Origin of the sequence: Methylomonas sp. TEB, assembly GCF_047777895.1 — a bacterium.
Classification (GTDB): Bacteria; Pseudomonadota; Gammaproteobacteria; order Methylococcales; family Methylomonadaceae; genus Methylomonas.
Genome location: NZ_CP180476.1, coordinates 4,104,293 through 4,118,215 on the forward strand (window position 1 = coordinate 4,104,293; position 13,923 = coordinate 4,118,215).

A 13,923-nucleotide genomic window follows, 5' to 3' on the forward strand; every position below is an offset into this window, starting at 1 on the left:
AGCACCCTCAGTGCCGGGTAGGCGAGTGATTATCGGTTTCTGCTGACGGATTGGTCAGCAGGTTCTCCACATCAACCTTGTCAAAGTGGTATTGCGCTCCGCAAAATTGGCAATCGACTTCGATGTCGTCGCGTTCCTGCAAAATCGCCTCCAACTCTGACCGCCCCAATGCGACTAAAGTGCCGCCGATTTTTTGCCGGGAGCAATTGCATTTAAATTCCACCGGCTCCGGGTCGTAAATCCTGACCTTTTCTTGATGAAATAAACGGTGCAATAAGTCCTCGCAATCCAGACTCAACAGTTCGTCGGCGGTAACGGTATTCGCCAATATTTCGATGCGTTCCCAGTCGGCTTTGTTCTGATTGCTACTCGGTAACTCCTGGATGAACAGGCCGGCCGCATGGGTTTGATTGGCAAACAGCCACAACCGGGTATCGAGTTGCTCGGACTGAGTGAAATAGGTTCTTAACACATCCGCCAGCGTTTCCGCCTCCACACCGACGATGCCTTGATACGGTTCGGCATTCTCCGATTCCACGGTCAATACCAATCGGCCGCCCTCACCTACCATGTCCAGCAAATTTGCGCCGGCAACAGTGGCCTCACTGCGCACCAAGCCTCTGATTTGCCGTTCATTGCTGGATTGCGCTACCAGGGCTTTCAAATCGCCGCCGCCCTGAATCTGCATGATCATCGCGCCTTTAAACTTGATGGTTGCCGACAACAACACCACCGCCGCCAAGGCTTGTCCCATTTGCGCATCGACGGCATCATTGACTAAATGTTGATATTGTTTGGCTTGCTGCCAACTTTGTTCCAGCCGCACCCATTCGCCACGAACTCCGTGTTCCTCGAAAATAAAGCGGCGTAAGCAATCTTGTTGTTTCATGATTTAGTGGAATCCTCTTGAATAAGCGGAGATTATAATCCGCACACCCTCATCATTCGACCTCGGGATGCACTCATGTCTTTTCTATTCAAAAAAACCGCCATGCCCAGCGCCGACCAAGCCTTACCAGGACGTCAGCAAGCCATAGACAGCGGCCTATTTCACGCCGTCAACGGACATCCTATCCATCCGCCATTTCCGGCGCATCTGCGACAAGCCGTGTTCGGCATGGGCTGTTTCTGGGGTGCCGAGCGTAAATTCTGGCAACAAGCCGGCGTATTCAGCACCGCAGTGGGCTATGCCGGCGGCTTTACACCCAACCCTACTTATCAGGAAATTTGCACCGGCATGACCGGCCACGCCGAAGTGGTGTTGGTGGTGTTCGACCCGAGCGTAGTGTCTTACCAGGATTTATTGGCAATATTTTGGGAATCTCACAATCCCACCCAAGGCATGCGACAAGGCAACGATGTCGGCACCCAATACCGATCAGTCATCTATTGCCAGGACGACCAATATGAAACAGCCGTGGCAAGCCAACAACAATACCAAGCAAAATTAACAGCCGCCGGCTTTCCAGCAATCACCACCGAAATCCGCAATGCTCCGACTTTTTATTACGCCGAGGAAGATCATCAACAGTATCTGGCTAAAAACCCGTCCGGTTACTGCGGCTTGGGCGGCCTGGGTGTCTGTTTTTCCAGATAGCCGAATCGCCGAGAAATGCTAAGGCATTATAAGACTTGAGATTATTGTTTCCCCGCCATCCCGGGAGAGTTTTTCCGGTTGACTTTTAGGAAAAAATCCTTCAATTTACGCGCTTGGTGTGGCTCTCCCTCTGCGCTCGGTTATAGCCGAACAAGCCCTAAAGGGCAGTCATCCAAATAGAGCTTTAAAACTAATATTAGTCTTAACAACACAAAACCGTACTCTGTCTCATCAACAGATTACCAGGAGGAAACATATGAAGAAGCCTGTAAAAAACTGGCTGCTTGCTTCGACTGTAGCGACTTTACTTGCTGCACCAACTGTCTCTACCGCTAACAGCGATGTTGAAAAACTGACACAAGACCCAGCCAACTGGGCTACATGGGGCGGCGACTACGCCGGCACACGTTACAGCAAGCTGTCGCAAATCAACGCTCAAAACGTTAAAAACCTGCAACCAGCCTGGTCTTTTTCTACAGGTGTTTTGCGTGGTCATGAAGGCGGCCCTTTGGTTGTTAACGGCGTCATGTTCATCCACACTCCGTTCCCAAACACCGTTTACGCGATCGACCAAAAAACTAAAGCTGTCATCTGGGAATTTACCCCAACCATGGACGCTGACGTTACCATCCCAGTAATGTGCTGCGATACCGTTAACCGCGGTTTGGCTTACGGCGACGGTAAAATATTCCTGCAACAATCAGACACCGTACTGACTGCGCTGGACGCCAAAACCGGTAAGCGCGTATGGAGTGTTCAAAACGGCGACCCAAAATTGGGTATGACCAACACCAACGCGCCATTGGTTGTTAAAGATAAAGTCATTACCGGTATTTCCGGCGGCGAATTCGGCGTACGCGGCTTCTTGGCTGCTTACAATATCCGTACCGGCCAGCTGGAATGGAAAGGCTACAGTATGGGTCCGGATAAAGACACCCTGTTGAAACCAGGCAAATCCACCACTTGGCAAGACGGCAAAGTCACCCCTGTTGGCGCTGACTCTGGCACCAGCACCTGGAAAGGCGACCAATGGAAAATCGGCGGCGGCACCACCTGGGGTTGGTATTCTTACGATCCTAAACTGAACTTGGTTTACTACGGTTCAGGCAACCCATCGACCTGGAACCCTGTACAACGTCCAGGCGACAACAAATGGTCTATGTCTTTGTGGGCGCGTGACGCCGACACCGGTGAAGTTAAATGGGTTTACCAAATGACTCCACATGACGAATGGGACTATGACGGTATCAACGAAACCGTTCTGGTTGACCAAGAAGTAAAAGGCAAAATGCACAAAACTATCGTGCATTTCGACCGTAACGGCTTCGGTTATACCCTGGACCGCGAAACCGGCGAATTGTTGGTTGCTGAGAAATTCGACAAATCCGTCAACTGGGCGTCTCACGTCGATCTGAAATCAGGCCGTCCTGAAGTAGTGCCAGAGTTTTCTACCGAGCACAACGGTGAAGACGTCAACACTGTAGGTACTTGCCCTGCAGCGTTGGGTTCTAAAAACCAACAACCTGTTTCTTACTCTCCACAAACCGGCCTGTTCTACATTTCAGGCAACCATTTGTGCATGGAGTATGAACCCTTTGAAGTTTCATACACCGCAGGTCAACCTTATGTAGGTGCCACGCTGTCGATGATGCCTGCCGGCGCTGACGTGCTGACTGGTAAAAAAGACGGCACCACCAACTTGGGTCAGTTCACCGCTTATGACGCTAAAACCGGCAAAATCGCTTGGTCCAACAAAGAGCAATTCTCTGTATGGTCAGGTTCGGTTGCTACCGCTGGCGGCGTCGTATTCTACGGCACCCTGGAAGGCTACCTGAAAGCAGTTGATGCTAAAACCGGTAAAGAATTGTACAAATTCAAAACTCCGTCCGGCATCATCGGTAACGTCAATACTTGGGAATTTGAAGGCAAACAATACGTTGGCGTTCTGTCAGGTATCGGCGGTTGGGCTGGTATCGGTATCGCTGCCGGTATCGACGACGGTACTTCTGCATCCAGCTCAGAAGGTTTGGGCGCGGTGGGTGCTTACAGAAGCTTGAGCTCTTACACCAAATTGGGTGGTACACTGACTGTGTTCGCTCTGCCTAACTAAGATCTAACTCGTTAGATTTCAGTAAAGCAAGCCTTGGCCGAGTCATCGGCCAAGGCTTTTTTACGTATAGACCCCAGCTAAAAGGAAACTGCGATGAAAATGCTCTCAACCGCCTCAAGATTGTTAATGACGGCGACCTTGGCGGTAGCCACTATTTCCGTGAATGCCCAAGATAAATTCCGGGTTTGCGCCGACCCGCTAAACCCGCCCTATTCGACCAAAGAACAAACCGGCTACGAAAACAAAATCGCCGCCCTATTTGCCGAACAGTTAGGACAGGAACTGGAATATACCTGGCTACCGGAAAGAATCGGCTTTATCCGCAACACATTAAAAGCCGAGAACGATAACGGCGAAGGCTTTAAATGCGATGTAGTGATGGGCGTGCCAGCGGGCTACGATCTTACCGATACCAGCAAACCCTACTTCCACTCGACTTATGTGCTGCTGATTGCCAAAGGCCGTGGCTGGGACGATATTAAAGACAGCGCACAACTAGCCAATCTCGCATTGGACAGGCAGGAAAAGCTGAAAATAGCAATGTTCGACCGCGGTCCAGGTACCGAATGGCTGCAAAAAAACGGCTTGCTGGAGCAAGGGATTCCCTACCAAAGCATGACAGGAGACAGCGAACACAACACCGCTATGCAAATCGAAAAAGACTTACGTGCCAAAAAAATAGACATGGTGATACTTTGGGGACCTATGGCGGGATATGTGCAATCGCAAGCCCCAAAAGGCAGTTATATTGCTATACCTATGCAATCTTCACCGGGCTTAAAGTTTGATTTTTCAATAGCCATGGGCCTGCGCCAAGGCGACAACAAACGTAAGCAACAACTGAATGATTTGATCGACAAAAACCTGGATAAAATCCAAGCCATCATCGCAAGTTACGACATCGCAGTATTGCCGATCCCGGCAGACACCGGCAAAAAAGACGACGATTGAAACGTTATTAAAGCCTAGCGCCCGAACAATCTAACCAGATGCGCAAAATGTCCGGCTTTATCATCGGTTAATTGCGACCAATCGAACCGCCAGCGCCAATTTCCTTCGGTTGTGCCTGGCGTGTTCATTCTATCGGGTGATCCCAACTTCAGAATATCCTGCATCGGTATCACCGCCAGATTGGCAACCGAGCCTAACGCGGCATGAATCAAGGCACTGGGCATGGGCAGGCTAGACCAGCCAAGATAATCGTATATACGCTGTTTCTCGCCGTCATTAAGCCCTTCGAACCAGCCCAGCGTGGTATCGTTATCGTGGGTACCGGTGTAGACCACGCTATTTTTCTGGTAATTGCAGGGCAAATAAGGATTGCGACTATCGTCACCGAAAGCAAACTGCAAAATTTTCATGCCCGGCAAATCGAAATCGTCGCGCAAAGCTTCTACTTCTTCGGTAATGATCCCAAGATCTTCTGCCACCAAGGATAGCGAGGCAAATTGCTCCTGAATAGCCGCCAGCAATTCCGCACCCGGCGCTTTAACCCAACGCCCGTTGATGGCAGTATGCTCGCTGGCCGGAATCTCCCATGCAGCCTCTAAGCCGCGAAAATGATCGATTCGCAAAATATCGAACATTTCGTACTGGGATTTGATTCTATCCAACCACCATTTAAAACCGGTTTTCTGCAAATATTTCCAGTCATAGTGCGGGTTCCCCCAACGCTGACCGTTCTCAGAAAAATAATCGGGTGGCACGCCGGCAACCGCATCCATCTCGCCCAAATCGTTAAGCTTAAATACCGCCCGGTTCGCCCAAACATCGGCACTGTCATACGATACAAAGATCGGAATATCGCCAAACATCAGTACGCCATGCTTGGCGGCGTAATCTTTCAACTCGTGCCATTGCCGGAAAAACACATACTGCTCGAATTTGATCGTTTCGATCACAGCCTTCAGTAACTGCTTTGATTCATTCAGTGCGCCCGGCTCGCGTTGCTTCAGCGCGTCCGGCCATTGATTCCAGCTTTTATGTCCAAACACATTGCGCAAAGCGATAAACAAGGCAAAGTCATCCAGCCAATCGGCCTTTTCCACGCAAAACTGTTTAAAATCGTGCTGCTGCTCGGCATCAGCCAAGCTTTGAAAACCGTAAAAGGCTTTAGTTACCAAACAACTTTTGGTGTATTCGGCGTTGGTATGGCAATCGCCGCAACGGTCGGTAGTTTGCAGCCAACCCTTATCGGCTAGCCATTGAATGTTAATCAGGGCAGGATTGCCGGCATGTGCCGACAAGCACTGGTAAGGTGAACCGTCGCCATGCGTCATGCCCAGCGGCAAGGTCTGCCAGACGGTAGCACCTATATCGTGCAGAAAATTAACAAAATTGAAGGCTTCCTTACCCAAATCACCACACTCTCCACGGCCCGGGAGCGATGTTATATGTAACAAAACACCTGCGCGGCGTTTATCCAAGAGAGCACCCATGTTGTTTATTCCGTTTTATTATATTTGAATACCGCGCCGCATTGCGCCACCCATCGCCGGGCTACCGCTACCTTGCGTAAACGACAAGGCCAGATACGGCGGCGGCTCTTCGCCCAGCAAACGATAGAGATTGCTCAAATTAAGCCGATACTGTTTTTCAAAATCGCTGACCGCTTCGCCGGGATTATAATCACCGAACCACCAAAACCAATCCGACCCCTCGCAGACGCCCAATTGCACCTGTGCGGCAGCCAATTGTTGCTCGGAGAGTTTGCCGTTGGCGACCGCTTTGTCGAAAGCGTTTTTGACATCGGCCAACATCTCCCAGCCGCAGTTCTTATCGGCATCGCCGATCCAGGTCGAAAACGTACCATACACCCAACTACCGGCCACCAATTTCGGCAAGGACCCACACTGGGGAGCGGCACTATCCAGATAGTCAGAAAAAGTGGTTAATTCGATACGCGGATGTTCGCTAAGCCGCTTATACAGCGCACTAAGAAAATGATACCCGTTATCCGGAAAATATTCCCAGGCATTTTCGCCATCCATGATTATCGAAACCAGGGGCGTCTGTGGCTCATAATCGGCGATATTTTCCAAGTGCTGAATCAGATCGGCCACCGCATCATCGGCATGCCATTTTGAATATTCAAACCCGATTAAATCCGACAAGCCGTCGTCCCGAAAAAAACAGGCGATCTCCGCAGAACCCAACTTAAAGGGGCGATGCACAGCAACCGCATCGCCAAGCGCGCTGGCGCGTATGCTGTTATGCAAGACATTACCACCACTGGCGGCCCATTTGAAACCAAAATCAGCTAACACTTCCAGGGTCCGCTGACTGATACTGCCCTCGGACGGCCAGCACCCTTGCGGTTCGAAACCGAAAAAATGCCGAAAGGTCGCCAAGCCTTTTTGCAAATGCCAACGCACGCGCTCTTCACCACCGGGGTAATGACTAATACCCGGCAAGGTTACTCCAGGCATTGCCTCGCGGGCACTGTCTATCTCGAGCATCAACGGCATGATGGGGTGCGCATAAGGCGTCACCGACAGTTCGATGCGGCCTTTTCTAGCCAAAGCTTTATAGCGGTAGATAACTTTAGACAACAGATCGCGAATAATTTCAACAATCTCGATCCTGTCATGCAGACTAAAGCCGCTGCCTTTTTCGATTAAGCGTTTGACGCGGTTATCGTTGAGCTTGACCGTCTCGCCCATCCAGACCAAGTGATACCAGACCAAAATGTCGGAAATAAATTGCGCATTCAGGTAATTGACTGAGTCCTGGTGAGCTTCAATCCAGTCTGCCATATTGGTTAGCTTACGAAAAGCCGGATAGCGTTCGATCTGCCGCTCGCGATTGGCTTTCCGGCAATCGCGTAACAACTTTAAGCGCTTTTCAGGGTCGGCGGAAACCGAAGGTTCGACCAAAGCAGCCAACAGAGGATCCTTGATGGCAATTCTATCGTGCAAATAGCCGTTGACTTGGTTGGAATAATCTTCGATCTGCTCCAATAGGATAGGGGCAAAATTCACCACCGCTTTAGCCCCCGGCACGGCTTCCAGATGCGCGACCATATCCACATAATCCTTGATCACATGCAGATAGGTCCACGGCAGCTTGAATTCCCCGCTCTGCATGTCGCGGTACTCAGGCTGGTGCATGTGCCAGCAGAGCACCAGCTTAAGCTTTTTATCGGACATAATTCCGTCTTTGTCCCAACATATCGGATGTCACCAACACCACGCCGCCCTCGCTGACATGAAAACGTTTTTCGTCTTCCGCCCGGTCCTCGCCAATGACTGTACCCTCCGGTATCTGACAACCTTTTTCGATGATGGCTTTGGTAATCCGGCAATGTCTACCGACATTCACTTCGGGCAAAATCACTGAATCCTGCACCGAGCTGTAGGAGTTAACACGCACCATAGAGAACAGTAAGGAGTGGCGCACTGTGGCGCCGGAAATTACGCAACCGCCGGAGACCATGGAGTCAATAGCCTGGCCGCGTCTATCGTCATCGTCAAACACAAATTTAGCCGGTGGCGTTTGCGCTTGATAGGTCCAGATCGGCCAGGTGTTGTCGTACAAATTCATATCGGGTTTGACACCGACCAATTCCATATTGGCCGCCCAATAGGCATCGATGGTTCCCACATCGCGCCAGTAACTTTGTTGACCACTTTGTAAATCCAGGAACGGGTAGGCATTGACCCGGTATTTTTCGATCACTGACGGAATGATGTCCTTACCAAAATCACGGCTGGAGCCTTTGGTATCGGCATCTTTGATCAATTGTTCGAACAAGAAGCCAGCATTGAAAATATAAATACCCATGGAAGCCAACGCCGTGTTTTCCCGGCCGGGCATCACCGGCGGATTTTCGGGCTTTTCCACAAACGCCTTCACCCGGCGATTTTCATCGACGTGCATTACGCCAAACGCCTTAGCGTCTTCCAGCGAGACTTCGATACAACCGATCGTCAGATCGGCCTTATTGGCAACGTGATCGGCCAGCATCACCGAATAATCCATCTTGTAAATATGATCGCCGGCCAATACCAATACAAACTCAGGATTACGGGCCCGCAAGATGTCGATGTTCTGATATATCGCATCGGCGGTGCCTTGGTACCAGGAATGTTCGTCATGCCGTTGTTGCGCGGGCATCAAATCAACATACTCACCAAACTCGCCCCGCAAAAAACCCCAACCCTGCTGGATGTGGCGAATTAGCGAATCAGCTTTATACTGGGTAAGGATACCGATCTTGCGAATGTCGGAGTTAATACAGTTGGATAGAGGAAAGTCGATGATACGGAATTTACCGCCAAACGGCACCGCCGGCTTGGCCCGCCAGTCGGTCATATCCTTCAGCCGCGATCCGCGTCCGCCAGCCAGAATTAACGCAATGGTGTTGCGGGTTAAATCATTGACCCGTCTCTCCGTTTGATGTGTATCGACGACTGACATGTGTATCCTCTTTCAATTAATTAAGCTTTACCGCCCAAAACCGGCTGCAACCGACATTTCACAGATTTCTCTACCTGCCACTTGCCGCGTAGAGCCATTATCGTTACTCTTCACGGAAAAGTAAAAACTCAAGCGATTTGATGCTGAAAAGTCGGTCATTACCAAAATTGCTATTCCTGCCAACCGATAACTAACTATAACTGAGGCATTGCAAAATGAACAAGCCAAGCAAAACCAACACGCTTGATTCAGAACTAATCAAACTCACCGAAGCAAAGCATCACGATCCTTTCGCCCTGCTAGGCCGTCATGGTCAAGGCCGCGATAACGTCATCAGAGTGTATTTGCCCTATGCGGAAACCGTAAGAATCAGCAGTCCCAAAGGCCCAGAATTCTCTCGCATTCCCGACACCGATTTTTTCGAATACCATCCGGGCAACGAAGCCATCCCCGAGCATTACCCATTATTTTGGACGGACAAGGACGGCTACGACCATCAACACTACGACCCGTACTGCTTCGGCCCGGTGCTGCCGGAATTCGACCAACATTTGTTTGCCGAGGGTCGGCATTGGCATATTTACAAAAAGCTTGGCTCGCATCTGCACAGCGTTGCCGATATTCCCGGAGTACATTTTGCGGTCTGGGCGCCGAACGCACAGCGGGTCAGCGTGATCGGCGATTTCAATCGCTGGGACGGCCGCTGCCATCCGATGCGCAGCTTGGGTAGTAGCGGTATCTGGGAAATTTTCATTCCCGGCCTGTCTGCCGGCTGCTTGTACAAGTTTGAAATTCTGAATCGCCATACCGGCCAACTGCTAGTCAAAACCGACCCTTACGGCCAGCATTTCGAATTCCGTCCGCAAACCGCTGCGATTGTCACAGTAGAAGACAGCTATACCTGGCAAGACGGCAGCTGGATGGACCACCGTCCGCAGCACGACTGGCTGCATCAGCCGATGTCGATTTACGAGGTACACCTGGGCTCCTGGCGGCGCGACCATCGCGGCAATTTCCTGAATTATCGCGAGCTTGCCGAGCAATTGGTGGATTACGTCAAGGAACTGGGGTTTACTCATATCGAGTTATTGCCGGTCACCGAACACCCTCTGGACATTTCCTGGGGTTATCAAACCACCGGTTATTTTGCGCCGACCAGCCGCCACGGCACGCCGGACGATTTCCGTTATTTTGTCGACCACTGCCATCAAAACGGCATCGGCGTAATTTTGGATTGGGTGCCCGCCCACTTTCCAAAAGACAACTTCGCTCTGGGCCGCTTCGACGGCACGCCGCTTTACGAACACGAAGACCCGCGCAAGGGCGAGCACCGGGATTGGGGGACACTGATTTATAACTACAGCCGTAACGAAGTGAAAAACTTCCTGCTGTCCAGCGCTTTCTTCTGGCTGGAAGAATTCCATCTGGACGGCCTGCGGGTTGATGCGGTGGCCTCCATGTTGTATCTGGATTATTCCCGCGACGCCAACGACTGGATTCCGAACATGTACGGCGGCAACGAAAACCTGGAAGCCATCGACTTCCTGCGTCAAATGAATACCGTCACGCACGAACAGCATCCCGGCACGGTGATCATGGCCGAGGAATCGACCTCGTGGCCGCAAGTGACTCGGCCCACCTGGACCGGTGGCTTGGGCTTCTCGATGAAGTGGAACATGGGCTGGATGCACGACATTCTGCATTACATGCAGGAGCAACCGATTCACCGCTCATACCATCATGATTCGCTGACTTTCGGCCTGCTTTACGCATTCACAGAAAACTTTGTGCTGCCGTTCTCGCACGACGAAGTGGTGCACGGCAAAGGCTCGATGTTGAATAAGATGCCGGGCGATGAATGGCAACGCTTTGCCAATTTGCGTCTGCTGTACACGATGATGTTTACTTATCCGGGCAAAAAATTGTTGTTCATGGGTTGCGAATTCGGCCAAGGTACCGAGTGGAGTTGCAACCGTACGCTTGATTGGTACGTATTGGATTATCCGCATCACAAAGGCTTGCAAACCCTGGTGAAAGACTTGAATAAACTCTATTCCAGCCATACCGCCCTGCACCGTTACGACTTCGACCATCACGGATTTGAATGGATCGATTGCCACGACTATCAACAATCTATCATTAGTTATCGCCGCAAATCGGCGCATGAAGATTTGATCGTGATCCTGAACTTCACCCCGGTGCCACGCGAAAGTTACCGAATCGGCGTACCTAATCCCGGCACCTATTACGAGATTTTCAATTCCGATTCGCAGTATTACGACGGCAGCAACCTTGGCAACGGCTCGGTGTTGTCAGAACCGCAATCCTGGATGAACCAAGACCACTCCATTTCCGTCACCTTGCCGCCCCTGGCCGGTATTATTTTGAAAATGTAGTTTTATCGCCATGAAAAAAATTCTGTTCGCGAGCAGCGAAACCCACCCCTTGATCAAGACCGGCGGCCTGGCGGATGTCGCCGGCAGCCTGCCTCTGGCCCTGGCCGCCTTGGGCCAGGACGTGCGCATCATCATGCCCAATTACCAGGGCATCAAGAACTGCGAGCCCGGCCGTTACCTATGCACGGTGCGAGTCAACAATTGCGACGTTAACCTACTGGAAACCCGCTTGCCGGACAGTGATGTCATCGTCTGGCTGGTCGACTATCCGCCGTTCTTTAATTTTCCGGGTAACCCATACCTTGATGAAGCCGGACGCCCTTGGCCGAACATTGGTGAGCGCTTTGCGCTGTTTTGCCGCATCATCGTCGAAGTGGCCACCAACCGGGCTTATTTAGACTGGCACGCCGACATTGTGCATTGCAACGATTGGCAAACCGGCTTGGTACCGGCACTGCTGTCATTGGAACCCAACCCGCCGGCGACGATTTTTACCATTCACAACATGGCCTACCAAGGACTGTTTCCCGGCAGCACCTACGCCCAGTTAAATCTGCCGGGGCAATTACTCCACCCGGACGGTCTGGAATTCCACGGCATGCTGTCCTTTATCAAGGGCGGGTTGAGCTATTCCGACCGTATTACCACGGTGAGCCCCACTTATGCCCAGGAAATCCAGACCCCTGAATTCGGTTACGGCTTGGAAGGCTTGTTGGCGCATAAACAAAGCCAGTTACGCGGCATTCTGAACGGCATTGATGTGTCGGTCTGGAATCCGGCGAACGACGCCTATATCGCAAAGCCTTTCAGCGTCGATACCCTAAAAGACAAGCAAATCAATAAAGCGGCACTCCAACAACAACTGGGCTTGCCGGTGGAATCGGAAACTCCTTTGTTTGGTTTGATTGGCCGCTTGGTCGAACAAAAAGGTATCGATCTGGTACTAAGCTGTTTACAAGAGATGACCACCCTACCCTTGCAATTTGCTTTACTGGGCAGCGGCGATAAAAGCATCGAATACCGCCTGCAGGAGTTTGCCCGCCTATATCCGGAAAAAGTATCCATCACCATTGGCTACGACGAACGCTTGGCGCATCAAATCGAAGCCGGCGCCGACATCTTCCTGATGCCTTCGCGCTTCGAACCTTGCGGCTTAAACCAAATGTATAGCCAATGCTATGGCACGATACCTATCGTCAGAAAGACCGGCGGCTTGGCAGACACGGTAGTCGACGCATTGCCGGAAAGTATTGCCAACGGCACCGCCAGCGGCATCTCGTTCAACGATGCGTCGGCGGCCGCGCTGATAGAAGCCATCAAACGCAGCCTGGTGTTATTCCACAACCGACCGGTCTGGAAGAAAATTCAACGTAACGCGATGCTCAAGGATTTCTCCTGGCAAAACAGTGCGAATCAATATCTCGCGCTTTACAATGAAATTTAAACCCTGCTTGGCCGGCTTGATGTTGATAGCCGGCCTCGCGGTTGCCGACGAATCGGTGATAGAAGTCATCCCCTTGATGAACCGTCCGGCCTCCGACGTACGCGCTTTACTGGCACCGCTGCTGGATGCCGATGATCGCGTCATCGAGAACGGCGCCAGTCTGATCGTTAAAACCAATCCCGCCAAACTCGGCGAAATCAGGGCCGTCATTCAAAAACTCGATGCCCGGCTCAGCAATTTAGTCATCAGCGTCTTGCAAACCAGTAGCAAAACCGCAGCCGAATTGAACGCCGAAGCGGCCATTGCCGCAACGCCGAATAGGATTCAGATGCGCGGCATGATGGGCAACAGCGAAGACTTGCGAAACCGGCAACAACACCAACAATTACGCACCCTGGAAGGCCAGGCGGCCCATATCAAAACCGGACAGGTGCGGCCGGTGCAAAATTACAGCGTATACGACTCGGGCTATGGTTACGGCTCCGCGGTGAGCAGCAATACCAAGATGATAGAAGCCAGTACCGGCTTCGCTGTTACGCCGCGCTTGGCAGGCGAGCAGGTCATTCTCGATATCGAACCGTGGTCGGATAGCTTTCAGCGCAACGGCCACATTGAAACCCAATCCGCTCACACCACTTTACGCGCCAATCTCGGCGAATGGGTGGAAATTGCCGGCAACACCGACACTGAACAATCCGACAATCACGGCTTCAACAGTTTCAACCACAGCACCCGGCAAAATGCTTTACGCATTCTGATCAAAGTCGATCAAGCCGATTAATCCGGACCCGCCCTAAACGACAATCCGACCAGATAGCCTCATGGCATTATTTTCGGAATCTGTGCGCGGGAACATAATATCAATATCGACATTGGCGGAAAGCGCATACTTATTGGTTATGATGGCCCGACAAATTCATGCCGATAGCCTTATGAGCATTACTGCCAAATGTTCCCC

Annotated in this window: 10 protein-coding genes; 6 read left to right on the forward strand and 4 right to left on the reverse strand. The window is 51.4% G+C overall.

The features are described 5' to 3' along the window. Positions 1-7: 7 nt before the first annotated feature. Positions 8-889, reverse strand: a complete 882-nt coding sequence (gene hslO, locus ACMXD4_RS18415; RefSeq protein ID WP_415879043.1) for an Hsp33 family molecular chaperone HslO — start codon at positions 887-889, stop codon at positions 8-10. A gap of 75 nt (positions 890-964) precedes the next feature. Here hslO and msrA point away from each other — a divergent pair, with 75 nt between their 5' ends. The 3 genes from msrA (at position 965) to ACMXD4_RS18430 (ending at position 4,658) form a co-directional block, all read left to right on the forward strand. Continuing rightward, a complete protein-coding gene (msrA, locus tag ACMXD4_RS18420) occupies positions 965-1,597 on the forward strand; it encodes a peptide-methionine (S)-S-oxide reductase MsrA (protein WP_415879044.1) in 633 nt (210 codons plus the stop codon). 256 nt (positions 1,598-1,853) lie between these two features. Beyond that, entirely contained in the window at positions 1,854-3,707 is a 1,854-nt protein-coding gene (locus ACMXD4_RS18425) for a methanol/ethanol family PQQ-dependent dehydrogenase (protein WP_033158350.1), read from the forward strand. Positions 3,708-3,800: 93 nt separating this feature from the next. Next, positions 3,801-4,658, forward strand: coding sequence for a quinoprotein dehydrogenase-associated putative ABC transporter substrate-binding protein (locus ACMXD4_RS18430; RefSeq protein ID WP_415879045.1), 858 nt, complete (start codon positions 3,801-3,803; stop codon positions 4,656-4,658). 14 nt (positions 4,659-4,672) lie between these two features. Here ACMXD4_RS18430 and malQ read toward each other — a convergent pair whose 3' ends face one another. The 3 genes from malQ to glgC are packed head-to-tail and all read right to left on the reverse strand — an operon-like array spanning position 4,673 to position 9,125. After that, entirely contained in the window at positions 4,673-6,145 is a 1,473-nt protein-coding gene (malQ, locus tag ACMXD4_RS18435; protein ID WP_415879046.1) for a 4-alpha-glucanotransferase, read from the reverse strand. Positions 6,146-6,163: 18 nt separating this feature from the next. Beyond that, the gene (locus ACMXD4_RS18440) at positions 6,164-7,855 is read right to left on the reverse strand and encodes a glycoside hydrolase (RefSeq protein ID WP_415879047.1); all 1,692 of its coding nucleotides are present in this window, start codon (positions 7,853-7,855) and stop codon (positions 6,164-6,166) included. Further along, positions 7,845-9,125, reverse strand: a complete 1,281-nt coding sequence (glgC, locus tag ACMXD4_RS18445) for a glucose-1-phosphate adenylyltransferase (protein WP_033158346.1) — start codon at positions 9,123-9,125, stop codon at positions 7,845-7,847. Before glgC ends, ACMXD4_RS18440 begins: the two co-directional genes overlap by 11 nt. Before the next feature lie 215 nt (positions 9,126-9,340). On the opposite strand from glgC, the gene glgB reads away from it, so the two are divergent. From glgB to ACMXD4_RS18460, 3 genes are read left to right on the forward strand one after another with little or no spacing between them, the layout of a single operon-like run. Beyond that, entirely contained in the window at positions 9,341-11,521 is a 2,181-nt protein-coding gene (gene glgB, locus ACMXD4_RS18450; RefSeq protein WP_415879048.1) for a 1,4-alpha-glucan branching protein GlgB, read from the forward strand. A gap of 10 nt (positions 11,522-11,531) precedes the next feature. After that, positions 11,532-12,965, forward strand: coding sequence for a glycogen synthase GlgA (gene glgA / locus ACMXD4_RS18455; protein ID WP_033158344.1), 1,434 nt, complete (start codon positions 11,532-11,534; stop codon positions 12,963-12,965). Further along, positions 12,955-13,746 (forward strand): type II and III secretion system protein, encoded by a 792-nt coding sequence (locus ACMXD4_RS18460; protein WP_415879049.1) that lies wholly within the window; start codon positions 12,955-12,957, stop codon positions 13,744-13,746. The genes glgA and ACMXD4_RS18460 overlap by 11 nt, the downstream gene beginning before the upstream one ends. Positions 13,747-13,923 lie beyond the last annotated feature (177 nt).

Coding starts and splice junctions, on each gene's coding strand:
- hslO (WP_415879043.1), bottom strand. CDS start 889: ATGAAACAACAAGATTGCTTACGCCGCTTTATTTTCGAGGAACACGGA.
- msrA (WP_415879044.1), top strand. CDS start 965: ATGTCTTTTCTATTCAAAAAAACCGCCATGCCCAGCGCCGACCAAGCC.
- ACMXD4_RS18425 (WP_033158350.1), top strand. CDS start 1,854: ATGAAGAAGCCTGTAAAAAACTGGCTGCTTGCTTCGACTGTAGCGACT.
- ACMXD4_RS18430 (WP_415879045.1), top strand. CDS start 3,801: ATGAAAATGCTCTCAACCGCCTCAAGATTGTTAATGACGGCGACCTTG.
- malQ (WP_415879046.1), bottom strand. CDS start 6,145: ATGGGTGCTCTCTTGGATAAACGCCGCGCAGGTGTTTTGTTACATATA.
- ACMXD4_RS18440 (WP_415879047.1), bottom strand. CDS start 7,855: ATGTCCGATAAAAAGCTTAAGCTGGTGCTCTGCTGGCACATGCACCAG.
- glgC (WP_033158346.1), bottom strand. CDS start 9,125: ATGTCAGTCGTCGATACACATCAAACGGAGAGACGGGTCAATGATTTA.
- glgB (WP_415879048.1), top strand. CDS start 9,341: ATGAACAAGCCAAGCAAAACCAACACGCTTGATTCAGAACTAATCAAA.
- glgA (WP_033158344.1), top strand. CDS start 11,532: ATGAAAAAAATTCTGTTCGCGAGCAGCGAAACCCACCCCTTGATCAAG.
- ACMXD4_RS18460 (WP_415879049.1), top strand. CDS start 12,955: ATGAAATTTAAACCCTGCTTGGCCGGCTTGATGTTGATAGCCGGCCTC.